Below are 26,967 nucleotides of genomic sequence, written 5' to 3'. Positions count from 1 at the left end.
ATTTGTTAAAAGCACTCATACAGGCTTTTTCGCAAGATTCTGACTTTGCTTCAATGGTAGCCGGGATAGAATCGGGAATGAGAGAGCAGCTTATCTCAGGCTTGTCCGGCTCGGCCAGACAGGTCATGCTGGCATCGCTGCACAAGAAGGTTAACCGTCCAATGCTGGTGGTTACCCATAACATGTTCTCTGCCCAGAAGATATATGAAGATTTACAGGAAGCGCTGTCATCCGAAGAGGTCATGCTGTATCCGGCTAATGAATTGGTAGCCGCAGAGTCGGCCATTTCCAGTCCAGAGACGCTGGCCCAGCGGATTGAGGTGCTGCTGCAATGCGCGCAACAGTTTCGCGGCATTGTGGTGGTGCCTTATTCTGGCGTGCGCCGCTACATCCCCACTTCAGAGGTGATGTCCAGCGCCAGCCTATCGATTGAGGTAGGAGGAACCATTGAGCTGGATTCGTTCTTGACTCAGATGGTTGAGCTCGGGTATGAGCGGGTCGAACGCGTTGAATCCCGCGGAGAGATGAGCGTACGGGGCGGAATCTTGGACTTTTATCCATTGACCTCGGAGCTAGCTTATCGTGTGGAATTGTTCGATGATGAAGTTGATTCGATACGTACCTTTGATCCTGCTGACCAACGCTCTGTTGACAAGATTAAGCAGGTGACGATTACACCCTGCAAGGAGTTGATCGCTTCCGGGGATCGAATGACACAGGCGGCTCAGGCAGCAACAGAGCAGTTGGAGCGCCAGCTTGAGAAGATGACCGACCGTCAGGCGAAGATCAAGCTGAAAGAAGAAGTTTCCCGGGAAATTGAAATGCTGCGTGAGCACGTATATTTTCCGGAAATCTATAAGTATGTTTCTTTGCTCTATCCGGAGCATCATACATTGTACAATTATTTGCCTAAGGATACCCTGCTTGTGTTGGAAGAGCCTGCACGTCTGTTAGAGACAGCCAAGCAACTGGAGCGCGATGAGGCGGAGTGGAACTTGCATCTGCTGCAAAATGGGAAGAGTCTGCCCGAGCTTCCATTAGCGGTGGAGGCGGAGCATGTGCTCTATCATCGTCCATTCCAGACGCTGCTGTTGTCGTTATTCTTAAGACAGGTTCCGCACACGCAGCCGCAGAATATCATCAATTTCGTAGCTCGCTCGATGCAGGACTTCCACGGACAAATGAATGTGCTTAAGTCAGAGATGGAGCGTTGGAAGAAGAGCGGAGCCAACATCATGATGCTGGCTAGCAACGAAGAACGCATGGACAGAATGCGTAGGGTGCTGCTTGACTATGGAATCGATGAGCCGATGCTGCTGAAGGGTAATCTACAATCCGGCTTCGAATTCCCGTCCGTTCACCTGGTTGTGATTACAGAAGGGGAGATGTTCTCCAAGAAGCAGCGTAAAGCTCGTAAATTTGGCAAGAGTATGGATAATGCTCAGCGAATCAAGAGCTATACCGAGCTGAAAGTCGGCGATTATGTCGTTCACCAGAATCATGGGATCGGGAAGTATGTAGGCATTGGTACACTGGAGGTTGGCGGTATCCATAAGGACTACATCCATATCTTGTATGCCGGTGGTGACAAGCTGTCCGTGCCGATCGAACAGATCGATCTGATTCAGAAATACGTCGGTTCGGAGGACAAAGAGCCGAAGATCTATAAGCTCGGGGGCAATGAATGGAATCGGGTTAAAAGTAAAGTCCGCTCTTCTGTACAGGATATAGCTGATGACCTGATTAAGCTGTATGCGGACCGTCAGGCCTCGCCAGGATATGCCTTTGAGAAGGATTCGCCGGAGCAGCAGGAATTTGAAGCGATGTTCCCTTACGATGAGACACCGGATCAGCTTCGCGCGATTACGGAAATTAAGAAAGACATGGAAATCTCGCGTCCGATGGACCGTCTGCTCTGCGGAGACGTAGGTTATGGCAAGACCGAGGTGGCTATTCGCGCTGCCTTCAAATCAGCGATCGAGGGTAAGCAGGTCGCTGTCTTGGTGCCAACGACAATCCTTGCGCAGCAGCACTATGAGACGTTCCGCGAGCGATTTGCAGGTTATCCGATCAATATCCAGTCCCTGAGCCGCTTCCGTAGTCGGAAGGAACAGAATGAGACGATCAAGGGAGTCCGGCAAGGGACTGTCGATATCGTGATTGGTACGCACCGTTTGCTGTCCCAAGACCTGATTTTCAAGGATTTGGGCCTGCTCATCGTGGATGAGGAGCAGCGCTTTGGTGTGACTCATAAAGAGAAGCTGAAGAAGCTGAAGACCAATGTGGACGTGCTGACGCTGACAGCGACGCCAATCCCGCGCACATTGCATATGTCGATGCTGGGTGTTCGCGATTTGTCCGTCATTGAGACGCCGCCAGAGAATCGATTCCCGGTGCAGACATATGTTGTAGAATATAGCCCTTCACTCGTCCGCGAAGCGGTGGAACGGGAGATCGCACGCGGTGGACAGATTTATTACTTGTATAACCGGGTTCAAGGGATTCAAGAGATGGCTGCGCAGATCTCCATGCTTGTTCCAGAGGCGAGAGTGGCTGTAGGTCATGGGCAAATGTCCGAGCAGGAGCTGGAGAAGACGATCCTCGACTTCCTGGACGGGGAATTTGATGTGTTGGTGAGTACGAGCATTATTGAGACTGGGGTCGATATTCCGAACGTGAATACGCTGATCGTACACGACGCTGATAAGATGGGCCTGTCCCAGCTGTATCAGCTGCGGGGTCGAGTTGGACGTTCCAACCGGATCGCCTACGCTTATTTCACATATCAGCGGGACAAATCCTTGACGGAGGTTGCGGAGAAACGTCTGCAATCCATTAAGGAGTTTACTGAACTCGGTTCAGGGTTTAAAATTGCTATGCGGGACTTGGCGATCCGTGGCGCTGGCAACCTGCTCGGGGCGGAGCAGCACGGCTTCATCGCTTCGGTTGGCTTTGACTTATATTCGCAAATGTTGGCGGAGGAAATCCAGAAACGGAAGGTGTCCATGCTTGGCGAGCCTGATCCGATGGAATCATCCTGGAGTACGACGATCGATCTTGGCATCGACGCCTATTTACCGCCGGATTACATTTATGATAGTATGCAGAAGATCGAGATTTACAAAAAAACCGCATCCGCGGCTTCATTCGAAGATGTTGCCGATTTAGAGGACGAGCTGCTTGATCGCTTCGGCGACTTGCCAGAGGCAGTTACGAATCTGTTGTCCGTTGCCAGGGTTAAGCTCTATGGCAAGAAGTATGGCATTGAATCGATCGCACTTCGCGGTGACGAGGTGACTCTGAAGTTCTATGCAGGCAGAGAGAAGGACCTGATTCCGGCGAAACTCGCGGAGGTTGGAAATCTGTTCGGAAGACGTGTACAATTTAACCAAGGGTCTGGTATGGTAATCCGGATCAAAACCAAAGGAATGGACGACCAAGAATTGATGGGCCTATTGGAGCAATTCCTGGGAGCCTTAAAGGACTCGTTCAAGACGAAAGGGGAACTACAAAATGTTTCGAAGTAAAGGGCGTTCTTGGAAGACGCTGCTGACTACCCTCGTGGTTGTGCTGGCTGTATCCGTTATGGCTGGATGCGGTAAAAAAACGGATAACAATGTCGTAGCTACGTACGACGGTGGAGAGATTACGCAAAAGGAATTCGATCTTGAACAGCGCATGGTTCTTGCCTTGCAGCCGCAAATGGCACAGTTTACGGAAATGGATGACTTCCGGGAATACTTGGTCAAACAGGCGATTGCTTATAAATATTGGGAGAGCAAAGCCGACGACAAGATGAAGGAAGAAGGCAAGAAGAAGGCTGAGACTCAATACAAGGCAATGAAGGACGCTAATGGCGCTGATAATGTTAAGCAAATGCTGGACGCACAGAAGATTACAGAAAAAGAATTCCAGAACTACATGACTCGTATTTATACGGTTATGGAGACGCAGTTAACAGGAATTACCGAAGATGATATGAAGAAGGAATTCGAAGCGACTAAGGAAGATTACATTACAGCTTCCGTACGTCATATTCTGATTGGATTCAAGGATTCGGAAGGCAAGGAACGCAGCAAGGAAGACGCTCTGAAATTAGCCAAAGAGGTGAAGGCTAAGTTGGACAAGGGTGAGGATTTTGCTGCGTTAGTCAAGCAATATTCGAATGATGGACAGCAGAACATTGATAATGGCGGCTTGTATGCAGACGCAGCTGTCAATCAATGGGTGCCAGAGTTTAAAGAGGCGGCAATGACGCTTCCTCTGAATAAAATCAGCGATCCGGTGGAGACTGATTACGGATACCATATTATCCGTGTAGAGTCCAGAACTGAGAAGACATTCGCAGATTTGACGGATACCGAGAAGGATACGCTAAAGATGTCTATTGGATCCCAGAAATTGGACGAGTTCATGTCCGGTGATCTGGAGAATAAGATTATCAAGAAAATTACTTTACCTAAGGTAGAGAAGAAGGCAGAGAACACAGATAAAGGGGCTAATTCGGGCTCAGGCAATACCGGGACAAACGGGAATGCTGATAAATCTGGAAACTCTGGTAATTCCAGCAACTCGGACAAATCGGATGGTAGCAATACCTCCGGTGCTGATAACGGGAATAGTAGCAAATAATCTCGGTCCATCTTGGATCAGGGATGGTCTGTTATTCTAGAGAGACTTTACTTAGCGGCGTGAATTCATTTTTACGCTGCTTTCTTGTCTCTTGTTACGATTAGCAAGTACTTGCCGATAAGGTAAAATACGATGCATAAGGATTTGGGAAGGGATGAATACTATGGTCAGAATCACAAGGAGCCGACAATCCCTCTAATCCCGTACAAATACATCCGAAGATTAAACAGATATCCAGACAGTAGTAATTCAAAACTTCTTAAGAAAGCGGGGCAACATGTGATATGAAAGCTACTGGAATTGTACGTCGCATTGATGATTTAGGACGGGTGGTTATCCCTAAGGAGATCCGCCGCACTTTACGGATTCGCGAAGGCGATCCACTTGAAATTTTTGTAGACCGCGATGGTGAAGTGATCTTGAAGAAATATTCGCCAATCGGTGAATTAGGGGATTTTGCCAAGGAGTATGCGGAGTCGCTCTATGAGAGCACTGGACATATTACACTTATCTCGGATCGGGATACGGTGATTGCTGTAGCAGGGGCTTCCAAGAAGGAATACTTGGACAAGCAGATCAGTTCCTTGCTGGAGAGCAGTATGGAAGGCCGCAAGACGATTCTTGAGACGACGACAGGAACTTATGAGATCAATAAGGATCATCCGGAGTCGATTTCTTCCTACGTGATTGCGCCAATTATCTCGAGCGGCGATCCCATCGGTACTGTGATTTTAATGAACAAGGACGAGTCGGTGAACATGTCCGAATTAGAGAAGAAGATGGCAGAGACGGCAGCTGGATTCCTCGGCAAACAGATGGAGCAATAAAGCATATTACACGTACACTCCAATGCATAAGACGGTTCTTTGCAGCCGCCATATCTCGGAGTGTATTTTTTATGCCTGAGAGATTTGAACACGCATTATTAGTGCCCCTAGGGGCTGGAATGGCAAAAGTGGTCGCGATGGTCGGTTTCGTTTTATAATGGACATATTCTTGGAGCGAAAGTTCATTATTTTACGTAAAGTAGGTTCATTATGAAATCAGGGAATAATAACGTATCGTCGCAACTGTTAAAGGGAGCGGCAGTACTTAGCCTGGCAGCAATTATTACGAAGCTGCTGGGGACACTGCAGAAAATTCCACTGCAAAATATCGGAGGAGACGGGGTATTCGGCATTTACAATACCGTCTATCCGTTCTATACGATTCTGTTAACGCTGGCGACAGCTGGATTTCCGACGGCGGTATCGAAATTCGTGGCTGAGCGCCATGCGGAAGAAGACGAGCGAGGCAAACAGGCGGTGCTGCGGCTCGCTACCATCATGATGATCGTCCTGGGATTGGCCGGCAGCGCGTTGATGTACTTTGGCGCCCCGCTTTTGGCACACCTAATTGGCAGCAGCCAGTTGGTTCCAGCGCTGCGCAGCGCTGCTCCGGCGCTGCTCTTCATACCGCTGAGCGCCTCACTCCGCGGTTATTTCCAAGGCTTGCAGAATATGATTCCGACCGCGGTATCACAAGTCACGGAACAAGCTGTGAGAGTCGCGGCTATGATTGTATTTCTGCTGTATTTAAGCAGTGTTGGAGCGGCAGAGTCGGTTATTGCTGGCGGGGCACTATCCGGCTCGGCATTTGGAGGCGCGGCTGGCCTGATAGTAATGCTGATGTATTGGATTAGCTACCGTAGAAAGCTTGGGACAGAATTCGGGCAGGATAGCAGGGCCAGAGCAGGAGCTAATCGTATCAAGGGGGATGCTGGTAAAGGAATTGCACTGGTTGTCTCAAGGGATTCAGGGGAACGGGGCAGAGCCTTACTCTCGTCTCTGCTCCGCTATGCGATTCCAATCTGTCTTGCATCCCTGGCCGTTCCATTGATCAGTCTGGTGGACACCTTCACATTGCCGCGGCTGCTGTCCGCTCATGGAGATGAGCTAGCCATTATGTCGGCCGTCGGTGTTTACAATCGCGGGATTCCCCTTGTGCAATTGGTGACCATGCTGGCTTCTTCATTATCGGTGTTATTCATCCCTGTATTGGCGGAGATGAATGTTCGGGGGGATTCTGCGGGCATTAGGCGGCAGCTGACACTGGCGCTACGCTGGTTCTGGCTGATCGGGCTCGCTTCCTCGGCAGGACTCGCTATTCTGGCTGAGCCGATCAATGTGATGCTGTATCAAGATGGGACAGGCAGCGGCACAATGGCCTGGATCGCCTGGACGGCAGCGCCGAGCGCGCTCGTTACAGTAACAGCAGCATTGCTGCAGGGGCTCGGCTTCGTCCGTGCCCCGGCGCTTCATCTGCTGCTGGCCGCAGCGCTCAAGACAGCGCTGAACGCGGCCCTGGTGCCGCAGCTGGGCATTACCGGCGCTGCCATCGCCGGTATCGTCGCCTACGCTGTCGCTGCGGCATTCAACCTCGCGCTGCTGCTCCGGCGCACGGGGCTGCGCCCCCATGCAAAAGCAGCGCTGCTGCGGCCGAGCGGCGCCGTCCTGGCGCTTGCTGCGGCCGTGCTCTTGCTGCGCCTTGCTGCCGCCCCGCTACCGCAGAGCCGCCTGATAGCGGCTCTGGTCAGCCTGCTGGGCGTGCTGCTCGGCGCAGCCGTGTTCGCCGTCGCGGTCCTGCGAACACGTCTCTTGACCGCGGCGGAGGTAGCCGCCCTGCCGCGGATCGGTCCGAAGCTGCTGAGGCTGTTCATCCGATTGCGGCTGATACGCCCAGAGTAACGGCAAACATCACCCGTCCGTTATATCTGCGGTGTTTGCAATTTCGTAATTGGACAGAACTAGTGGTATAGTATTATCATGCCATTTGGGCATATTTTATGGACAGCATTGCAGGATACAGGCTGAAGCAGTTTGCCGGCAAGCCGTCCTAACACGATTGGAACAGGAGTGTGACTCATACATGAGCGGAAGCATAACAGTGATGGGGCTTGGATCCGGTAATCCGGAGCATTTAACTCTCGGCAGCCTTAGGAAGCTCAGAGAAGCACAGGAGCGATATGTGCGCACGAAGGAGCATCCCGTAGTTAGCTGGCTGGAGGAGACGGGGGTCAGGTTCACTTCATTTGATGCTGTGTATGAGGCGAAGGAGGATTTCCCTTCTGTATACGCAGAAATTGTAGAACGACTGATCGAGCGAGCTAACCGACTGCCGGAGGAGCAAGAGGTCATCTATGCTGTTCCGGGTCATCCGATGGTCGCAGAAGCGACGGTCAAGCTGCTGCGGGAGCGTTGTCCTGCCGAGCAGATTGCCTTGAATATCATCGGAGGCGAGAGCTTCCTGGATGTGGCGTTCGCAAGGCTTGGCTTCGACCCGATCGAAGGCTTCCAGCTGCTGGACGCTTCTGATGTATCCGCCGGGACGTTCAATCCGCGCCTGCATACATTGATCGGTCAAGTATACGATGAATTCACAGCTTCCGATGTCAAGCTGAGTCTGATGGATATCTACCCGGACGATTATGAGATAACCGTAGGACATGCCCTCGGCGTGGAGGGAAGCGAGCAGATCGTGACTGTTCCCCTATATGAACTCGACCGTGTTTCCGGATTTGGTAATTTGTCGCTAGTATACGTACCGGCGGATATGGACGATGCCCTGCGCATCCGCTCCCTAGATCGTCTGCATGAGATCGTATCGATTCTGCGCAGTCCTGGTGGCTGCCCTTGGGACCGTGAGCAGACGCACCAGTCGATCCGCAAAAATCTGATCGAAGAAACCTATGAAGTGCTAGAGACGATCGATGAAGACGATCCGGACCATATGCGCGAGGAACTGGGTGATTTGCTGCTGCAAATTATGCTGCACTCGCAGATGGAGGAAGAGGTAGGAACCTTCTCCGTATTCGATGTAATCCAGGAGCTGAATGAGAAGTTGGTCTACCGTCATCCGCATGTGTTCGGAGAACTGAGCGCCGAGGATGCCGAGGCTGCGCTTCGGAACTGGGATGCGATGAAGGCGGAGGAGAAGCGCCGCAAAGGAATCGAGCCTGAGCGATTATCAGCATTAAGCGGTGTACCGCGCGATTTGCCAGCGTTGATGAAGGCATATAAGCTCCAGAAGAAGGCGGCGAAGGTCGGCTTCGACTGGGAACATATCGATGCGGTATGGGCTAAGCTGGAGGAAGAGATATTTGAGCTTCGCGAGGCTGTGAAGATGAAGGACCTTTCAGAGCAGACGCTTGAACTGGGAGATGTTCTATTCTCTGTCGTTAATGCAGCAAGATTCATCGGTGTCGATCCGGAAGAAGCCTTATCGCAGACGATCTCCAAATTTGTCCGTCGCTTCAGCTATGTGGAGCAGCGGCTGCACGAAGCCGGGAAGACTCCAGGCACTAGCTCCCTTGTCGAAATGGACAATTTATGGGAGGAAGCGAAGGAGAATGAACGGAGATAATTGGGGAAATTGCCTAAAATGCGGGTAATTTTGCGAATTAAACAAAAAAATTCTAAGCTCCGGGCAGGATTTTTCATTTCAAGCAAGAATACTCATACAAAGATATCCTTGCGGTAGGAGGAGCTCTTGCTCCAATTACAGCAATATCATTTATTTCTTTATCTATTGGGAGGCATTATTAATGAACAAAACAGATCTGATCAACAACATTTCCAGCAAGAGTGGCTTGACTAAAAAAGACGTTGAATCCGTATTGAACGGATTTCTTGGTGAAATCACTGAGGCTCTTGCTGGCGGAGACAAAGTACAATTGATTGGTTTCGGTACTTTCGAAACTCGCAAACGTTCCGGTCGTACTGGCCGCAACCCGCAAACTGGCAAGACGATCGAAATTCCTGCATCCAACGTACCAGCATTCAAAGCCGGCAACAAACTTAAAGAAGCTGTAAAATAATGCGTCTCGACAAATTCCTTAAGGTGTCGCGCTTGATTAAGCGGCGCACGGTTGCCAAGGACGTCTCCGACCAAGGAAGAGTTCTGATTAACGGCCGTGAATCGAAGCCGAGCAGTCCGGTGAAGGTGGGTGACGAGATTACGGTGCAATTCGGCCAGAAGCTGGTCACCGTAAGAGTTGAACGCTTAGCTGAGACAACTCGCAAAGAAGAAGCCGCTACGCTGTATACCTTGGTGAAGGAAGAACCGATCGCAAAGCATGATTTGTTCGAATAACAAATTGTGATTACTGCTTATTCAGCGGTGCCCTATGGCACCGCTTTTTATTTTCCTTCTGGTTCTAAATCATGTATCTGCCCCATAAGCTATCTGTAAGAAGGAGGGGTACATGCCATGGTCGAACAAGGAAAAGGGAAGCGTCAGGAGTTGCATTTATTTCAAAGAAAACTGCTCGAAATATCAGGGGTGCAGAATGTGGAGAGCTTCGATAGCGAGGAGTTTCTGCTGCAGACCGAGCTAGGGCATTTGACGATCCGCGGACAGAATTTACATATCAAGAATTTGAATCTAGAACAGGGGCTTGTCAGTATCGAGGGCCTGGTAAATTCCCTGTCTTATTTGGAGCCAGGCTCCCATTCATCAAACAAGGGCTTCCTTGGTAAATTGTTCCGATGAACCTGCATACACAGTGGATAACCCTTCTCTGGATGCTGGCATGCGGAGGAATTATGGGAATGGTCTTCGACGGTTACCGGGTCGTATCCATTCAATTCCGCTTCCCACGCTGGAGTATCCATGCCCTTGATCTGTTATATTGGTTCGCTTCAGCTTTATTTGTATTTCGGACGATGTATCATACAAATCAGGGAGAAGTAAGATTCTACGTATTTTTAGGGCTTTTTATAGGCGTTTGGATTCATTTTTTGTTTCTTAGTGTTATAACTGAACGTTTTGTGGTAATGTTAATTATAGTAATAAAACGGTTTTATAGGATATTAGTCGGAATTGTCCGGGTCGTGCTCATTGCACCGATCAGGCTGCTCCTCAAAGGAACTAGGTTGTTGCTTGGTTTTATATGGGTAATGTTATTATTTCTGGGGCGGATCACATTGCTGCCGTTCTGGAAGCTTCTTTTGTGGGCTACTAGGCCGATTCGTAGACGACTCCGCATTTCGGACAGGCTGGCTGCAGTACGGGACTGGATGAAGTCGTTATGGAGACGTTGGTTTCATAGAGAGTAGATTTCGCATAATATACGAGATTAAGAGAATGGAGGGCGCTCAGTTGCATAAAGTATCCAGAGATAGACAATCGCAGAATAAGGCATCCGGAACAGCCGGAGCGCGCCGCCGGTTACGGTTATGGATGATATTCATGGCTATATTTATGATATGGTCGGGCCATACCTTTATATCTCAATCCAGCGAGATCGGACAGAAATCTGTGCAGCTATCGGAGCGTCAAGCTTCTAAGGTAGCGGCGGAACAGAGCTTGAATCAATTAAATTATGAATTGAATCGTCTGAAGGATCCTGAGTATATTGGCCAGATCGCAATGAAGAAGTATGGACTGTATAAACCTGGTGAAATTCCGGTTCGGGTATCCGATTCCGGCTCGGATAATGATTGAAATCTAAGGGCATCCGTCTGTTGACCTTGTTTCACTCATTCGGTATAATCAAATCACCGCAGTCATGATTTCGAGGCCTGGCTGTATATTTTTAAGGGAGGATCATTTTATTTTATGGCAATAGAAGTGGGCACCAAGTTAGAAGGTAAAGTGACAGGCATCACGCATTTCGGAGCATTTGTGGATCTGTCAGGAGGTGTCACGGGTCTCGTTCACATCTCGGAGATCGCCGACAATTACGTGAAGGACGTCAACGATCACTTGAAGATTGGCGATATGGTTACCGTGAAGGTAATTAATGTCGATAAGGACGGTAAGATCGGACTTTCCATTAAGCAAGCCGTTGATAAGCCGGTTGAGTCAAGCAGACCGCCTCGTGCACCAAGAAGCGATCGCCCAAGCGGTGGCAGAACCGATCGCCCAAGTGGCGGCAGAGACGGGGACCGACCAGGTGGCGGATTTAATCGCGATCGAGGGGGACGTTCTTTCTCTAACAAATCTACTTTTGAAGACAAGATGTCGCGTTTTCTCAAGGATAGTGAAGAGCGAATTTCTTCGTTGAAGAAGAATACTGAAGGCAAACGCGGAGGACGCGGAGCTAAGCGAATGTAATTTCTTAAATATGAAATCCACCGTAGGCATACATATGCCTACGGTTTTTTGTTGTTCATAGATAAGGATTTAGAATTCTTCTCAAATCCATGTCTAGATTTTTTTCCAGCTTCTATTTTTGTCGTCTGTCCCGCTTAGGCGACAGGTTATTACGCAATAACACGATATGTATCAGATCAATCCGCACTGAAGTAGGTTGAAATTATGATGCTTGGTACGAACATAAGCACGCATAAGGGTGATGTATCCATTGACAGGCCTAGGTTCGTGGTGTTTCGTAAATCCCTCTCAATTTGTCGGAAATTTCTTGGCTCCTTACTCCGGTATCTGACAAACTTTCCATTCCACCCTACCTATAATGGGACATACCTAACAAATTGGATAAGGTGGTGCCAGTTGATGGAGAAGTGGAATGTCATTACGTTTCCCGGTTTAAAGAGACTAAAAGGGCAAGCCAAGGCAAATGGCAGGAGAGCATGGATGGATGTACCGCTTCTAGAGCGAGCCGCTCAGCGTTTTACGGTGAATAAATGGAATTTGCTCTTTCTGGTGATGGCATTCTTACTGGGAAGAGCTACTATACTGGACGAGTTGTCGCCGTTCGCTGCTGCTTTCTTTGCAGTGATGATGTTTATGCGCCGTGATATTGCCATAACGGCAGGGAGCCTGATGGTGATTGGAGCGCTTCTGTCCCCGGTTCAACATGGACTATGGATTGCTGTGGAGCTACTAATCTTCTACTTGATTCATAGAGGACTTGAGAGTTTTGAGCGGGCGGATATTTCTTATGCTCCCTTAGCGGTATTCACTAGTACCTTCCTCGTAGGATTATTCCAGGCGGTCGTTGGTCCTTCGTTAAGTTGGTATTCGATGATGATGATGATTGCTGATTCTGTACTCAGCTTCGTATTGACCCTGGTATTTATTCAATCCGTTCCGGTCTTCTCCCTTCGCAGGAAGGGACGCCATCTCAGGAGCGAGGAGATCCTCTGTCTGGTTATTCTGTTGGCATCGGTGATGACCGGGGCTGTCGGATGGGAAATATATGGTCTATCGATCGAACATATTATGTCGAGATATTTGATTCTGTTGTTTGCCCTGGTTGGGGGTGCTTCGCTAGGAGCTTCAGTAGGCGTAATCACCGGGCTAATCCTCAGTCTGGCCAATATGACAGCGCTCTACCAGATGAGTCTGCTAGCTTTTGCCGGCATGCTGGCAGGCATGCTGCGGGAAGGGCGCAAATGGGCTGTTGCTTTGGGTATGCTGCTAGGATCTTCTATTCTAGCTATCTATTTAACAGGACCAGCTGAGGTCATGTCTTCAACCTGGGAGAGCTGCATAGCAATTCTCCTCTTCTTAGTAACTCCAAAGGGCGCCATAAGCGTTATCGCCAAGTATGTTCCTGGTACGCAGGATCACATCAAGTCGCAGCATGAATATGCCAAGCGGGTTAGGGAGATTACAGCCGGACGGGTGGCTCAGTTCTCCCAAGTGTTCAAGCAACTGTCGCGCAGCTTCGGTCAAATGGCCAGTAGCGGTGAAATGTCCAAGCAGAGTGAAGAGGTTGGCCATTTCATGGATGCGATTACTGAAGGGGCTTGTGGGAATTGCCTACGCCGCAAGGTTTGCTGGGACGGTAATTTCTATCAGACCTATAAATTAATGACGGAGATGATGACGGCTGTTGAAGATAATCCGGAGCTATCGAAGCGTGATCTGCCTCCCAAATGGAATAAGCTGTGTGTCAAGACGGATCAAGTACTCGATCTGATGAAGCAAGAATATAGCCTATATCAGAATGATATGCATTGGAAGCGGCAAATATACGATAGCAGACAGCTTGTAGCTGAACAGCTCTCAGGAGTCTCTCAAGTTATGGAGGATTTGGCGCGAGAGATTCAGCGCGAAGGCCAGGCGATGTATAAGCAGGAGGAGCAGATCCGGGACGCGCTCGACAAAATGGGGTTGTCTATTCATAGCATAGACATCATTAATCTGGACCATGGCAATGTGGAGATTGAAATTGTCCATGCGTATACTCGCGGGTTCGATGAGTGTCGGAAGATTATAGCGCCGCTATTATCCGACATTGTGGACGAGCATATTACGGTAGTCCGGGAGAATATGCCTACAGGCAGAGACGGACTAGCGACCGTAACTTTCGGTTCGGCCAAGACCTTCGAAGTGACGACAGGAGTCGCCGGAGCTGCTAAGGGCGGAGACTTGTTATCCGGGGACAGCTTTAGTGCAATGGAGCTTGGAAATGGAACCTATGCTGTTGCCATCAGCGACGGGATGGGCAATGGTGAGCGGGCCCGGCTGGAGAGCAGCACAGCGCTTGGCATTCTTGAACAGCTGCTTCAATCTGGTATGGATGAGAAATTAGCGGTGAAATCGGTCAATTCGATTCTCATGCTTCGTTCGCCGGATGAAGTATATGCTACGGTTGATATGGCTCTGATCGATGAGTTCTCCGCGCAGACGACGTTCCTCAAGATTGGTTCATCGCCGAGCTTTATCAAACGAGGGAATGAGGTTATACCGATTACGGCTAGCAATCTGCCGATTGGGATCATTCAGGATATTGAGATTGATCTGGTTACGGTGCAGCTGCTTCCCGGCGACATTTTGATTATGATGACGGACGGAGTGTATGATGCTCCCGGTTATGCTGTGAATAAGGAACTGTGGATCAAACGGATGATCTCGGAGATTCATGCGGATGACCCGCAGGAAATCGCCGACTGTCTGTTGGAGACAGTGATCCGCTATCAGAAAAATACGATCCATGATGATATGACAGTTGTAGTAGCTAAAATTGACCATTTGTTGCCCGAGTGGGCGACCCTGCATATTCCAGGAATATCAAGGCTGGAGCGACCGCGGACTGTAAGCTGACACGTGATAAGCAGTCATTTATTAGCAGGATAGGACTTAAGTAGCGAATCAAAAGATGGTAAAATTCATATAACGTACACAATTATGGTATTATTTATCATGGGAATGTTTTGAAAATCATAGTAAGATTATCATGTCGTGTTGTCGAAATTTGTTAGATAGATCCATCCATCGAACTAATTTTATACATGTTTGGGCAAAGCTATCGAAAGGTAGTGACGCAAAGCTATAGGGACTAATTCTCCTTATGGGGGTATGTCAGCCAGTTGCTAAAAGAGGTAACCTATAGTGTTTGCTATGCGGTTATCTTTTTTTTTGCCTAAATTTTGGGTGGATCTGCTTATTGAAGGGAGAATGTAAAAAAAAGCAATTTATTGAAAGGAATTATACTTAATTCCAAGTCACTATCTGGAACGAAAAGGAGACTGAATATGAAGATTTTTGGTTTTTTTAACCGTTTGAGCATTGTCACGAAAAATATGTTGTTAACGAGTGTCTCTATTCTGATGACCGGTGTTATCTTGATTGCTGCCAGCTACTATATTCAAGGTGCCGTATTAACTAATCAGTTGGAGGACAACTCACAGAAGGTCATGGAGGCCTGGAAGGACAGGATCACTCCGGAAGAAGCCAAAGCGGCGGTGACAGACACGGATCGCAATTCGGAGCTTCAGAAGAAGCTGACGAAGGTATTTGATGACTTGTCAGCGACTCACCCCGATGTTGCACAAGGTTATATTTTTGGAGCGAAGGTAGAGAACGATAGTACCCAGATGATCGCTTTTCCGACGGCAATCCTTGATATGTTCGAGGGTGAGGGCTTGTTCCTGGGCGATATGCTTGGACAGCCTGCTTACCATGTGAAGGGCGTCGAGGAAATGCTGAAGACAAAGAAAATTACGTTCACAAAGCCTTATAAGGACGATTACGGTGTTTGGTTGACGGTACTCTATCCGGTTCAGGACAAGAATGGTGAAATATTCTCATACATAGGCATGGATTTCGATGCCAGTCTAATTATGACCGGTCAAACCGATTTGCTGAAATATACGGTTCTCGCGCTTATTGCCATTCTGATCGTTATTTTATCGTCTCAATATTTCACGACCCGGAGGACTTTTGCACCCGTGAAGGATCTTATGTCCGCATTGGATAAGCTTAGCAAAGGCGATTTCAGCGTACAGTTGAAGACGGATGAGAGCGAACTGGGTCAGGTGAATGAGAAGTTTAATGCAACGGTTCGCAATATGAATGAACTGGTAGCGACGATCAAGACGGTCTCTATTCAATCGGCCGATCAGTCGAAGATTCTGTTCGAGACACTGGAGACGAATCATGAGAGCTCTATGGCGATCAGCGATAATATTGAAGAAATCTCAGAGAAGGCCTCGCAGCAGAGCAAGTCGATCTCCGAGAGTGTTACTTCACTGGAAGAGATCAATTCAGGCGTAGGAACGATTGCTAGCAGCACTTCAGCGTTGTCTGATGCATCGATGCAGATGAAGGACAAGTCTGAGATTGGACGGGATAATATCAGTGGGGTTATTAAGCAGATGGATTCCATCCAGCAATCCGTGCAGCAATCGGTCGTATCGATTGAACAACTGCAAAGACGTTCCGGGCAAATTGAGGAGATCGTACAGGTGATTACACAAATCGCCGAACAGACTCATCTATTGTCGTTAAATGCCAGCATTGAGGCGGCCAGAGCAGGCGAGGAAGGACGAGGCTTTGCAGTTGTAGCTAACCAGGTGAAGAAGCTGGCTGAGGAGTCTGCCAAGTCAGCAGAGCAGATCGCTGATCTGGTTCACTATATCCAGAAAGAGACAAGCACAGCCGTCGCCGCAATTGGCGAAGGAGAACGGAATGTTGCTACCGGTATCCAGGTCGTTCGAGAGACAGGAGAGCTCTTCGCTACGATACTAGATGGTACAGATTCCGTGACCAGTCAAATTCAGGAGGTATCTGCGGCTACCGAGGAGATGGTAGCTGAGACAGAGCAGATTACGGCGACCATTAAGCAGATTGCCGAATATGCAGAGAGAAATGCGGTTATCTCCGAACGAATCAAGGAGAGTGCCATGGAGCAGAGGGCTTCTTCCGACAATATTATGAGTTCTGCCGAGCACTTGAATCAAATCTCTGGAAAGTTAGAGAAACTAGTAGAGGGATTGAAGCTGTAATTATTCAAGGGGAGACTTATCGAACACCCCTAAATAGAGAGAGAGAATAGGAGCTGAACATTTGTGAGTACCCTACTGATGAATAAGAAAGCCCGGGAATATTGGCTAAGAGAGCTTCAGCCGCCATTATCCGGATTTCATATCCATACTGACTACCCAGATTTAGCAATGGCCAGCGAGTCCAAGAGTATGACCTATGAATTGAATATTAGTTCATCATTCAAGAGACAGACGGTCCAGGAAACTGATATTCAGACTTGGCTAATCGCTTGTTATTATGTCTTCCTATATCGTATGAGCGGTGAACAGGATCAAATTGTTGGAATACAAGCCACGGATGGCCGAATCCTTCCAATACGGATTCATACTGAGGCTGGGATTCCATTCAGCCAGTTGCTATCAGCTATAGCGGAGCGGCTTGTTCTATCCAATGAAGCCAGCTTGCCTATTCAGGAGATTGAGAAACTGGTTTCGCAGTCTCCTGTAGTGCAGACCATCTATGGACGAAACGCCGCTTATGAAGCCAGTCGTCTTAACTGGTATGTGCGGACAGAGGAGGAAAAGTGGGTAGCTGAGATCACCTATTCGAGCCACCTGTTCAAAGAGAGTACGATTAACAAGTTCGCGAGACATTTTCAATGTATTGCTCAGGCGGTATTGGATCGTCCGGATATTGTTCTGGGCGACATTTCCATCATGACCGATGAGGATGTACTGGCTTATGAGAAGCTTAATGATACCGCTAGAAATTGGGGAGTAGAGCTGACGATTACATCGATGCTCTGCAGGACTGTCGAGAGTTTCCCAGACCGAATTGCGCTGTCGTCGGCTGAGTGGAAGTTGACCTATGCTGAGTTGGACCGGTTATCCAATCAGGTTGCCCATGCGCTAATTGAGCAAGGACTGCACAAAGGCGGATTCGTGGCCATCTACATGGAGCGCAGCATGGAAGCTGTTGTCAGCATGCTCGGCGCCCTCAAAGCCGGTGGGACTTATATTCCGCTGGACCCAGAACATCCGGATGATCGGAATCAGTATATTATCGAAGATACGGGCTCCCGGATTGTACTAACTAAGGAAACTTATCTATCTAAGTTGCAGCCGCTTGTAGCAGATAATGCCAATGAGTTGAAGCTGTTATGCTTCGATCTGGAGCAGTTCGTCTCTTATCCAGGCGAAGCCTGCCATATTCCCATCGATCAGGATGATATTGCGTATACAATCTATACGTCAGGTACAACGGGAAGACCAAAGGGAGTCCTGATCCGCCATGCTGGTGTCGTGAACCTGTCGATGTCTACTACGATGCAGCTTCAATTCTCGGAGCATGACGTCATTTTGCAATATTCTACCTTCAGCTTTGATGCTTCCGTATACGATATATTCAGTGCAATATGCTGTGGTGCTAGGCTTCATCTATTGTCCAATGAACAGCGTTATTCGGTCGACAGCTTCACCACGGCGATTGAGGATACCGGGGCGACGCGGATAGGGATTCTGCCAACCGTATTCTTCAATCAATTATCCGCGTACTTAACGGTAGAAGAGGCGGTCAAGTATCAATTGATTCGCAGTTTTGTTATTGGTGGCGAGGCGCTCCCAGGGGAGTCCGTCCGTAATTTACAGAAGAAGCTGGGGCATCAGCCTTTCATCGTAAATGCGTATGGACCGACTGAGATTACAGTGGCCGCGACGACACATATGATCATGGAACAGGTATCAGAGGACTTGACTACGGTCAGCATCGGCAAGCCTATCGCTAATTACGAGGTGCTCATCGTTAACGAGAATGACCAACTCTGTCCGGTGAATGTAATGGGTGAACTGCTGATTCATTCCATCGGTCTTGCTAAAGGCTATTTAAATCTGCCTGATAAGACGGAAGAGGCTTTTATTATTGATCCAACAGATCCTACTTCGGGTAAAAGATATTATCGATCAGGCGACTTGGTTCGTCTTCTGAACGATGGCGGTATAGAGTATATGGGGAGAAAGGATCTCCAAGTGAAGATTCGGGGCTACCGGATTGAGATCGGAGAGATCGAGGAGAATCTGGCGAAGCACGAGAAAGTGAAGGATGTTGCCGTGATCGTCAAGGAGGACGATAACGGCGAGAAGATGCTGATAGGCTTCTATACTTCCAAGTCCGGCGAGGAGATTGGTAAGCAGGAGCTTGCTACCTTCCTGAAGACCAAGGTTCCGGCCTATATGGTTCCTGGTCAATTTATGATGTTGGAATCGATGCCGTTGTCACCGACAGGCAAGATTGATCGCAAACGTCTGGGCACCTATGATATCCCTGTGCAGGTTGAGGAAGACTTTAACTACGTTGCGCCGGTTACTGAATTAGAGAAGGAGATCGCAGTCGCCTGGGAGAACTCGCTTCACCGCAGCCGCGTAGGCTTATATGACAACTTCTTCGAGATTGGCGGACATTCCCTGAAGATCTTGGAGACGCTGGTACTGCTCAAGCCGCGGTTCCCTAAATTGAAAATTAACGATTTCTTCGTATACTCAACAGTACATGCTATGGCTGAGCGAGTGATTGAATTAATGGATGTAACTGAAGAAGAGGATTCCTTCGCGGGCAGCGAGGAAATTCGTGATTTAGCGGAATATCCACGTATGTTCGGCGGGAACAGAAAACCTTCTGCGTCCCCTCAGAATCATATTCTATTGACCGGGGCTACCGGGTATTTAGGTTCCTCTCTGCTCTATCAATTGCTGCAAACCTCTGAGGCGGTCATATATTGCCTTGTGCGTGCCAAGGAAGGGGAAGAACCATACCAGCGCCTCGTCGATGTGATGAAGGGGTACTACGGGACCGAAATTACACGAAATATGAAAAATCGGGTTGTCGCAGTCCGTGGGGATTTAGAGCAGCCGAATCTTGGCCTTAGTCCACAGGATGCAGCGCTGCTGGATCAGCATCTGGATTCCATTATCCATTGCGGAGCTGAGGTGAAGCATTTTGGTTCGACCGACTATTTTACCAAAGTAAACGTTGAGAGTACGGACCGTCTGCTTGATTTGGCGCGCGGGAAGGATGTGCGCTTCCATTATGTATCCACACTGGGGATTCCGGAGGACCTGGCCTTTCTCGGTTTATGGGAGTCGTTCACAGCAGGCAGTGGCTACGATGCGGTAGCCACCGAGAATGTATATACGAATAGTAAGCTCGAAGCGGAGAAGCTGGTGATTCGGGCCTGCGAGGAAGAAGGAGTGGCTGCCTCGGTATACCGGGTAGGCAATCTGTCTTGCTACTCGACTACGGGTGTATTCCAGAAGAACATAGACAATAACGCCTTCTATCGGATGCTGAAGGCGATGCTGCTGCTTGGCAAGGCACCGCGAGTGCATTGGCAAGTAGACTTCACGCCAGTGAATTATGCAGGTGCATCTATCTCGGCCCTGGCGCTACAGGAGAAGAGTTCGGGTAGATTGTTCCATATCTGCAATCCGGTGCAGATCTCTTATATAGACATGGTCGACCACTTGCGCGAATATGGCTATTATATAGATCTGTTGGAGTGGCGTGATTACGAGGCATGGCTGCTCGATCCGAATCAGCCGAAGGAGCAGGCCGGCATGGAGTTGGCGATGGCTCAATTGGAGGGAGACGGGGCGAAGAATTCTATCTACCGCTTCGCCTGCCCGCAGACAAATGAATTTCTAGCAGGTACGTCCGTCGTCTGCCATGAGCCGGACCGTGAATTTTTCCAACGTATGATAGATTACGCGGTGCGGATTGGCTACTTCCCTGCGCCGTAGAAGCAATGATTCTAATATTCTGAGTGATAAATGCAGTACAGAAGCGGCAACGTCAGCTCATTGACGGAGGCCGCTTCTGCTATTCTAGCCATAAGTACAGTAGAGAAATTGCAAGAATCCGTTCTCCTAGTATCCTGCCTGTCGATTAGTTTTCAATGGAGCTAGTTTGAATCCTATCAATCCTGGAAATGCTAGAGAAGAGAGAGTTACAGGAATGATTAGGAGGCGAATTATAGCGATGAAACAAATTATGTTGATTACAGATGGTTGTTCTAATGTAGGAGAGAGTCCGGTGATGGCGGCGGCGTTGGCCCGTCAGGAAGGGATTACCGTCAATGTAGTAGGGGTTGTCGATTATGGGACGATTGGTGAGCTTGGCAGTATTGAAATTGAGGAGATCGCCAGAAGTGGCGGAGGGATGAGCCGTCTGACAGGGACGGACAAGCTGGCACAGACGATGCAGATGCTGACGAGGAAGACGGTCGTTCAGACGATTCAGCAGGCGGTAGGCAAGGAGCTGAAGCAAATTTTGGGGGAATCCTCAGTCGAGGTGCTGCCGCCAGAACAGCGCGCCGAAGTGGTAGAGGTGATCGATGAGCTTAGCGAGAACAGTCCCCTACAGGTAGCATTGCTGATCGATGCTAGTGCCAGTATGAAGCCGAAGCTGGCTGCCGTGGAGGAAGCGATCCGCGATATGATGCTGAGCCTGGGAGCGAGGAAGGGCAGCAGTCAAGTGGCCGTCTTCCACTTTCCGGGTGCTCATAGCGGTGAGGATGCGGTCCTGGATATCGGCTGGACCAGCAATTTGGGCTCAGCTCGGTCTATTTTCCAGCGCCTTATGATGAGGGGGGCAACTCCGACCGGCCCGGCGATCCTGAAGGTGATTGAATTCTTCCGTTATGGTACACTGAATGGACACGGAGCTAGGAATGGTTCGGACGAGAAAGGTGAAGGAGAAGCGATGCTTGGTGACTACGTCGTCTAAATGGACCCTGCCGCCAGGAACGATTGTAACCGGCCGCTGGAAGGGTGAACGCTATTTGATTCAGCGTCTGCTTGGACAAGGCGCCAACGGGGTCGTCTATTTGGTGAAGCAGGTGAAGAGTTCAAGACTGTATGCACTCAAAATGGGCTTCGACACGATCGACCTACAATCGGAAATCAACGTGCTTAAGGCGCTGCAGCGGAGAAAACGCAAGATAAGTTCAACAGGAAAAAGGGATCTCTCATATCTGGTAGAGGTAGATGATTACTCTCTAGAAGGCAAGGAGATTCCTTTCTATGTTATGCGCTATGTGAAGGGTGAGCCGCTAAGGGCATTCCTGGCACAACAGGGCAGCAGATGGCTGAATGTCGCCGGATATTCGCTGCTGCAGCAGCTGGAAGGGCTGCATGGCCTGGGATTCACGTTCGGGGACTTGAAGCCGGAGAATGTGCTCGTCTCGCCTTATGGCGAGGTGGAGCTAATTGATTACGGCGGAGTTAGCGAGAACGGCCGCAGCGTGCGGCAGTTTACAGAATGGTACGATCGTGGTTACTGGGGAGCGGGGGGAAGGACGGCCGAGCCTTCCTATGATCTGTTCTCATTCGCGGTCGTATGCATTCATCTGCTAGCAGAGGCTCCACTTAAGGAGGTCGCCACCAGCTTGCCGCAGACTCGAAGCAAGGGCGACTTGCTGGCGATCGTGCAGGGCGAGGCGTCCCTGCAGCCTTACCGCAAATGGCTTGAGCGAGCGCTAGAGGGGAAATTCCGCAGTACTGCGGAGGCTCGCCAATTATGGAGGGAACAGGTACAGAAGCAAGTTATGCAGCGTAAGGCCAAATCACCGACACCAGCGTGGATGATGGGGGCTTTTACGCTATCTTTGCTTTTACTTCTCTGTGCTTTGTTTTTCACATTCTGGAATTAGATGATTTATAATAGAGAGATGACGATTGGAGGGGGAGGGCGCATGAACAGTAGAGTAATGCACCGATTAGTTGAGCAAGTGCGCCAGATCGGCCGCGAGGAGAGATTGTGGTCTTCGGGAGACTGCATTGTCGTGGCTGTATCGGGAGGCCCTGACTCGGTTGCGCTTCTACATATATTACATCAATTGGCTGCTGAGCCTGAACTCAAACTTCGCTTAGTCTGCGCCCATGTAAATCATGGGTTCCGCGGTCCGGAGTCGGATGAGGAGGCAGAATTCGTACGTAGGATGGCAAGCGAACTTGGTATTCCGTTCGAGCTTGGTGTCTATAATATACCAGCATATATGAAGGAATCGGGGCATGGAGCTCAGCTGGCGGCCCGCGAGAAGAGGTATGAGTTCCTGCATAGTGTAGCAGAGAAATATGAGGCAGGTGCGATAGCGCTGGCCCATCATGCCGACGATCAGGCGGAGACGGTGCTGATGCGAATCATGCGTGGCAGTGGACCATCCGGCCTTGCCGGCATGCGAATGAAGCGGCGCGAAAAAAATGTGGAACTTATCCGTCCGCTGCTTCGTATATACAAGAATGACCTAATTCAAGTGTGTGAGAAGACAGGCATACCATATGTTACAGACAGCACGAATCTATTGCCTAAGTACGCAAGAAATGCAGTTCGTCTGGATGTGCTGCCCTTTTTGGGGCAATATAATAGCGGACTTACAGAATCGCTTAATCGACTGGCCGAAGTGGTTGGTACAGAAGATGATTTTATACAGCAGAAGGCGGAACAGGTATATAAGGAATTGGTCTTTGACGAAGGCGGAATTTTTTCTTTCAAGATTGAGCCCTTTGTCGCCTTACATGCCGCTTTACAACGGAGGTTGATTAAACTAATATTAAATTATCTGCCTTTAGGCACAGAAGACAATGATTTTACCAAGATTGAAGCGATTCGCAAGGGTGCAATTCAGAATCTGCCTACAACATGGAGTCTTGATCTTGGCGGTGGACTGCGCTGTATGCGTGAATATGATACGATCCGATTTATGCTTGATCCTACGGGAAATTCAGGTTTGCCCTATACATATCCCGTAGAGCATTTTCCGGCTGAAATATCTGTTCCAAATACGGAGCATTGTTTGCGTTTCACCCGGTATAGGGCTAATATGGGCTCTATATCCCTGGATGAATTGGGGGACGAGGAAGCGGTATTCGATGCGGATAAGCTCCTTTATCCGCTTACTGTGCGTTCCCGGCTGCCAGGAGACTTTATGAAGGTCATAGGATTAAATGGAAGCAAAAAAGTAAAGGATATTTTCATCGACGCGAAAATACCTCCTTCTTCTCGCTCCCAAATTCCTATGGTGACGGACGCGGAAGGCCAAATTATATGGATTCCCGGTCTCCGTCGTTCAGCAATTGCTACGGTAAGTCAGCATACGACTTCCGTCTTGCGAATAGTTTTGGATACGAGAAGGTTTAACTGAAGCAGGAACAACAAATCTAGGCATTCATAGTTTAACGTAGGGGGTTTACTTACTTTGCACAATGATATTCAGGAGGTTCTGTTCACACAGGAACAGATCGAAGCAAAAGTCGCAGAAATCGGCAAACAATTAAGTGAGGAATATGAGGGGCGCAATCCGCTGATCATCTGTATTCTTAAGGGTGCTTTTATATTCATGGCGGATCTGGTTAAGCAGATTACAGTGCCTGTAGAGATGGACTTTATGGCTGTCTCAAGTTATGGGGCGTCCACCCGTTCTTCAGGTGAAGTGAAGATTATTAAGGATCTGGATTCTTCCGTTGAAGGACGCGACGTTCTGATCGTGGAAGATATTATCGACAGCGGACTGACACTAAGCTATCTGGTGGATGTACTCCAGCGCCGCAATGTGAAATCTGTAAAGATCGCTACACTGTTTGACAAGCCAGCCCGCCGGACCGTTGATCTGAAGGCTGATATTTCCGGATTTATTCTGCCGGATGCGTTCGTGGTTGGATATGGACTGGATTATGCTGAAAAATACCGTAACCTCCCTTACATCGGGGTACTTAAGCCGGAGGTATACTCCAGCTAAGATCAGCCGTTCTTACGGTTTGATGGACTCCTTGCCTGTTTTTTGAAAAGGCGTATGCGGCTATGGTAAAATATTTTAAGGTTCTGAGAGGAGGTAGGGGATGAATCGGTTCATCCGGAATTCTGGTTTTTATTTGATACTTTTCTTAGTCGTGGTGGGCATCGCTCAATTTCTTATTGGCGGACAAGAGGAAACCGTCACCCCTAGTTATACAGAGTTGCGCCAGCAATTGAAGGCGAACAATGTTGAGGAGTTAACCGGTAAATTTGACGGTTATGCCTATCTGGTAACCGGTGAGTATAAAGAAAAAGTCGGTGACAGCAGGACGAAGAAGTTCTCGGCTTATATTCCATTTGACGAGAACGTGCTCAAGGAGATTACAGATCTCAGTGAGCAGAATAACTTTAAAGTAACCTGGAAGAAAATGCAGGAACAGAGCATTTGGCTTACTTTCCTGACTTCGATTGTTCCACTGGCAATTATGTTCATTCTGTTCTTCTTCCTGTTCAATCAGGCGCAGGGCGGCGGAGGCAAAGTGATGAACTTTGGCAAGAGCCGAGCTCGTCTCTATAACGAGGAGAAGAAGAAGGTTACCTTCGAGGATGTGGCCGGGGCAGATGAAGAGAAGCAAGAGCTTGTCGAAGTTGTTGACTTCTTGAAGGACCCGCGGAAATTCTCGGCGGTAGGTGCAAGAATTCCGAAGGGTGTCCTGCTTGTGGGCCCTCCGGGTACAGGTAAAACCTTGCTCGCTCGTGCGGTAGCCGGTGAAGCAGGCGTTCCGTTCTTCAGCATCTCCGGTTCCGACTTCGTTGAAATGTTTGTCGGTGTTGGTGCCTCCCGGGTACGGGATTTGTTCGAGAATGCCAAGAAGAATGCTCCATGTATTATCTTTATTGACGAGATTGACGCAGTGGGTCGTCAGCGTGGCGCCGGACTTGGCGGTGGACATGATGAACGTGAACAGACACTCAACCAATTGCTCGTTGAGATGGACGGTTTCAGCGGCAATGAAGGCATTATCATTGTTGCGGCAACGAACCGTGCCGACATTCTTGACCCGGCATTGCTCCGTCCGGGACGTTTTGACCGTCAGATTACGGTTGACCGTCCAGATGTGAAAGGCCGTGAGGCGGTACTGAAAGTACACGCCCGCAACAAACCGCTTACGAAGGATGTTCGTCTGGATGTTATCGCGAAGCGGACGACTGGATTTACGGGCGCAGATTTGGAAAACCTGCTGAACGAGGCTGCGTTGCTTGCAGCGCGCCGTAATCGTAAAGATATTTCTATGACTGAGGTGGATGAAGCCATCGACCGCGTCATTGTTGGTACAGAGAAACGCAGCCGCGTGATCAGCGATCGCGAGAAGCGCATTGTCGCTTTCCACGAAGCGGGCCACACGATTGTCGGATATTTCTTGGCAAATGCTGATATGGTTCACAAGGTAACGATCATTCCGCGTGGACGCGCTGGCGGTTATGTCATCATGCTGCCGAAGGAAGATCGTATGCTCGTTACGAAGCAAGAACTGCTTGAGAAAGTTACAGGCCTTCTGGGCGGCCGTGTGTCCGAGGAATTGTTCATCGGCGAGATCGGTACTGGGGCTTACAGTGACTTCCAACAAGCGACTAGCATCGTACGCAGCATGATTGTCGAGTACGGTATGAGCGAGAAGCTCGGTCCTATGCAATTCGGAACCTCGCAAGGGCAAGTGTTCCTCGGCCGTGACTTCGGACATGAGCAGAATTACAGTGATCAAATTGCTTATGAGATTGACCAAGAGATGCAGCGCTTCATTAACGAGTGCTACGAGCAATGTAGACAAATTCTGACTGAGCACTCCAAGGAAGTTCATCTGATTGCAGAAACTTTGCTTGAAGTAGAGACTCTGGAATTTGACCAAATTGATCAATTGATTAAGCACGGCAGATTGCTGGAGTCTGGCGAAGTGATTGATGGTAACGACAATGACGGCTCCTCCGAGTCTGGAGAACCAGTTATTGATTCCGTTGGTGATGTGAAGGTTCGTATTCAAGGCAAGACCGAAGATACGAATTCTGTAATCCCTAAGGGAGACATCCCGAACGATGTACCAGGTGGTTCTGCGAATGATTTCACGCAAGATCCAGTCGTGGATAAGCCGCAGGGGACTGTAGGCGACACTCCGGTTACACCGGAAGATGGCGACAATAACGGATCTAATAACGGTGGCAGTACGCCTACCGTATAAGCGAATCGATACGTTCCCGAGATGAGGGATAGAATGACCGGAGGACCAGAGATGGTTCTCCGGTTTTTATGTATAAAATTAGACTTATCATCATAAATAGCGCCTTACAACGTGTGAATTGTGGCACTCAGGTTGATTGACAGTGTAACTCACCTTGTGTAAA

Annotated in this window: 19 protein-coding genes and 1 riboswitch; all 19 genes read left to right on the top strand. The window is 49.1% G+C overall.

The genetic code is table 11. The features are described from left to right. Nucleotides 1–2: 2 nt before the first annotated feature. The 19 genes from mfd (at nucleotide 3) to ftsH (ending at nucleotide 26,804) form a co-directional block, all read left to right on the top strand. Nucleotides 3–3,527: a transcription-repair coupling factor gene (gene mfd, locus ABD014_RS22325; RefSeq protein WP_343865030.1), complete on the top strand. Its 3,525-nt coding sequence runs from the start codon at nucleotides 3–5 to the stop codon at nucleotides 3,525–3,527. Next, entirely contained in the window at nucleotides 3,514–4,632 is a 1,119-nt protein-coding gene (locus tag ABD014_RS22320; protein ID WP_343865028.1) for a peptidylprolyl isomerase, read from the top strand. The genes mfd and ABD014_RS22320 overlap by 14 nt, the downstream gene beginning before the upstream one ends. Nucleotides 4,633–4,916: 284 nt before the next feature. Further along, entirely contained in the window at nucleotides 4,917–5,459 is a 543-nt protein-coding gene (spoVT, locus tag ABD014_RS22315; protein ID WP_251418093.1) for a stage V sporulation protein T, read from the top strand. A 210-nt stretch (nucleotides 5,460–5,669) separates the two neighbouring features. Further along, nucleotides 5,670–7,358, top strand: a complete 1,689-nt coding sequence (locus ABD014_RS22310) for a putative polysaccharide biosynthesis protein (protein WP_343865025.1) — start codon at nucleotides 5,670–5,672, stop codon at nucleotides 7,356–7,358. 181 nt (nucleotides 7,359–7,539) lie between these two features. Continuing rightward, nucleotides 7,540–9,033, top strand: coding sequence for a bifunctional methyltransferase/pyrophosphohydrolase YabN (gene yabN / locus ABD014_RS22305; RefSeq protein WP_343865023.1), 1,494 nt, complete (start codon nucleotides 7,540–7,542; stop codon nucleotides 9,031–9,033). Nucleotides 9,034–9,214: 181 nt separating this feature from the next. Then, nucleotides 9,215–9,487: an HU family DNA-binding protein gene (locus ABD014_RS22300; protein ID WP_018753532.1), complete on the top strand. Its 273-nt coding sequence runs from the start codon at nucleotides 9,215–9,217 to the stop codon at nucleotides 9,485–9,487. Continuing rightward, nucleotides 9,487–9,762, top strand: coding sequence for an RNA-binding S4 domain-containing protein (locus ABD014_RS22295; RefSeq protein ID WP_068778557.1), 276 nt, complete (start codon nucleotides 9,487–9,489; stop codon nucleotides 9,760–9,762). Before ABD014_RS22300 ends, ABD014_RS22295 begins: the two co-directional genes overlap by 1 nt. 117 nt (nucleotides 9,763–9,879) lie before the next feature. Beyond that, nucleotides 9,880–10,161 (top strand): sporulation protein YabP, encoded by a 282-nt coding sequence (gene yabP, locus ABD014_RS22290; RefSeq protein WP_068778556.1) that lies wholly within the window; start codon nucleotides 9,880–9,882, stop codon nucleotides 10,159–10,161. Then, complete coding sequence (gene yabQ / locus ABD014_RS22285) at nucleotides 10,158–10,727, top strand: spore cortex biosynthesis protein YabQ (RefSeq protein ID WP_343865014.1); 570 nt, start codon at nucleotides 10,158–10,160, stop codon at nucleotides 10,725–10,727. Before yabP ends, yabQ begins: the two co-directional genes overlap by 4 nt. A 43-nt stretch (nucleotides 10,728–10,770) precedes the next feature. Continuing rightward, nucleotides 10,771–11,115: an FtsB family cell division protein gene (locus ABD014_RS22280; protein WP_343865012.1), complete on the top strand. Its 345-nt coding sequence runs from the start codon at nucleotides 10,771–10,773 to the stop codon at nucleotides 11,113–11,115. 114 nt (nucleotides 11,116–11,229) lie between these two features. After that, nucleotides 11,230–11,727 (top strand): S1 domain-containing RNA-binding protein, encoded by a 498-nt coding sequence (locus ABD014_RS22275; protein WP_343865010.1) that lies wholly within the window; start codon nucleotides 11,230–11,232, stop codon nucleotides 11,725–11,727. Between the two features lie 396 nt (nucleotides 11,728–12,123). Continuing rightward, nucleotides 12,124–14,625, top strand: coding sequence for a stage II sporulation protein E (spoIIE, locus tag ABD014_RS22270; RefSeq protein WP_343865008.1), 2,502 nt, complete (start codon nucleotides 12,124–12,126; stop codon nucleotides 14,623–14,625). Between the two features lie 185 nt (nucleotides 14,626–14,810). Next, nucleotides 14,811–14,899, top strand: a riboswitch (cyclic di-GMP riboswitch). Nucleotides 14,900–15,056: 157 nt separating this feature from the next. After that, on the top strand, nucleotides 15,057–16,808 hold the full coding sequence (locus ABD014_RS22265) for a methyl-accepting chemotaxis protein (protein ID WP_343865006.1): 1,752 nt from the start codon (nucleotides 15,057–15,059) through the stop codon (nucleotides 16,806–16,808). 63 nt (nucleotides 16,809–16,871) lie between these two features. After that, nucleotides 16,872–20,579, top strand: a complete 3,708-nt coding sequence (locus ABD014_RS22260; protein WP_343865004.1) for a non-ribosomal peptide synthetase family protein — start codon at nucleotides 16,872–16,874, stop codon at nucleotides 20,577–20,579. 238 nt (nucleotides 20,580–20,817) lie between these two features. Further along, nucleotides 20,818–21,564, top strand: a complete 747-nt coding sequence (locus tag ABD014_RS22255) for a vWA domain-containing protein (RefSeq protein ID WP_343865002.1) — start codon at nucleotides 20,818–20,820, stop codon at nucleotides 21,562–21,564. Then, nucleotides 21,548–22,489, top strand: a complete 942-nt coding sequence (locus ABD014_RS22250) for a serine/threonine protein kinase (protein ID WP_343865075.1) — start codon at nucleotides 21,548–21,550, stop codon at nucleotides 22,487–22,489. The genes ABD014_RS22255 and ABD014_RS22250 overlap by 17 nt, the downstream gene beginning before the upstream one ends. Nucleotides 22,490–22,531: 42 nt before the next feature. After that, nucleotides 22,532–23,980: a tRNA lysidine(34) synthetase TilS gene (gene tilS, locus ABD014_RS22245; protein WP_343865000.1), complete on the top strand. Its 1,449-nt coding sequence runs from the start codon at nucleotides 22,532–22,534 to the stop codon at nucleotides 23,978–23,980. Between the two features lie 54 nt (nucleotides 23,981–24,034). Beyond that, nucleotides 24,035–24,574 (top strand): hypoxanthine phosphoribosyltransferase, encoded by a 540-nt coding sequence (gene hpt, locus ABD014_RS22240; protein ID WP_343864997.1) that lies wholly within the window; start codon nucleotides 24,035–24,037, stop codon nucleotides 24,572–24,574. Nucleotides 24,575–24,674: 100 nt separating this feature from the next. Further along, on the top strand, nucleotides 24,675–26,804 hold the full coding sequence (gene ftsH / locus ABD014_RS22235; RefSeq protein WP_343864994.1) for an ATP-dependent zinc metalloprotease FtsH: 2,130 nt from the start codon (nucleotides 24,675–24,677) through the stop codon (nucleotides 26,802–26,804). The last annotated feature ends 163 nt before the right edge of the window (nucleotides 26,805–26,967 follow it).

Source organism: Paenibacillus motobuensis (genome assembly GCF_039521865.1).
GTDB lineage: Bacteria > Bacillota > Bacilli > Paenibacillales > Paenibacillaceae > Fontibacillus > Fontibacillus motobuensis.
This window is presented reverse-complemented; position numbering and strand designations above follow the sequence as displayed.

Coding starts and splice junctions, on each gene's coding strand:
- ABD014_RS22320 (WP_343865028.1), top strand. CDS start 3,514: ATGTTTCGAAGTAAAGGGCGTTCTTGGAAGACGCTGCTGACTACCCTC.
- spoVT (WP_251418093.1), top strand. CDS start 4,917: ATGAAAGCTACTGGAATTGTACGTCGCATTGATGATTTAGGACGGGTG.
- ABD014_RS22310 (WP_343865025.1), top strand. CDS start 5,670: ATGAAATCAGGGAATAATAACGTATCGTCGCAACTGTTAAAGGGAGCG.
- yabN (WP_343865023.1), top strand. CDS start 7,540: ATGAGCGGAAGCATAACAGTGATGGGGCTTGGATCCGGTAATCCGGAG.
- ABD014_RS22300 (WP_018753532.1), top strand. CDS start 9,215: ATGAACAAAACAGATCTGATCAACAACATTTCCAGCAAGAGTGGCTTG.
- ABD014_RS22295 (WP_068778557.1), top strand. CDS start 9,487: ATGCGTCTCGACAAATTCCTTAAGGTGTCGCGCTTGATTAAGCGGCGC.
- yabP (WP_068778556.1), top strand. CDS start 9,880: ATGGTCGAACAAGGAAAAGGGAAGCGTCAGGAGTTGCATTTATTTCAA.
- yabQ (WP_343865014.1), top strand. CDS start 10,158: ATGAACCTGCATACACAGTGGATAACCCTTCTCTGGATGCTGGCATGC.
- ABD014_RS22275 (WP_343865010.1), top strand. CDS start 11,230: ATGGCAATAGAAGTGGGCACCAAGTTAGAAGGTAAAGTGACAGGCATC.
- ABD014_RS22265 (WP_343865006.1), top strand. CDS start 15,057: ATGAAGATTTTTGGTTTTTTTAACCGTTTGAGCATTGTCACGAAAAAT.
- ABD014_RS22255 (WP_343865002.1), top strand. CDS start 20,818: ATGAAACAAATTATGTTGATTACAGATGGTTGTTCTAATGTAGGAGAG.
- tilS (WP_343865000.1), top strand. CDS start 22,532: ATGAACAGTAGAGTAATGCACCGATTAGTTGAGCAAGTGCGCCAGATC.
- ftsH (WP_343864994.1), top strand. CDS start 24,675: ATGAATCGGTTCATCCGGAATTCTGGTTTTTATTTGATACTTTTCTTA.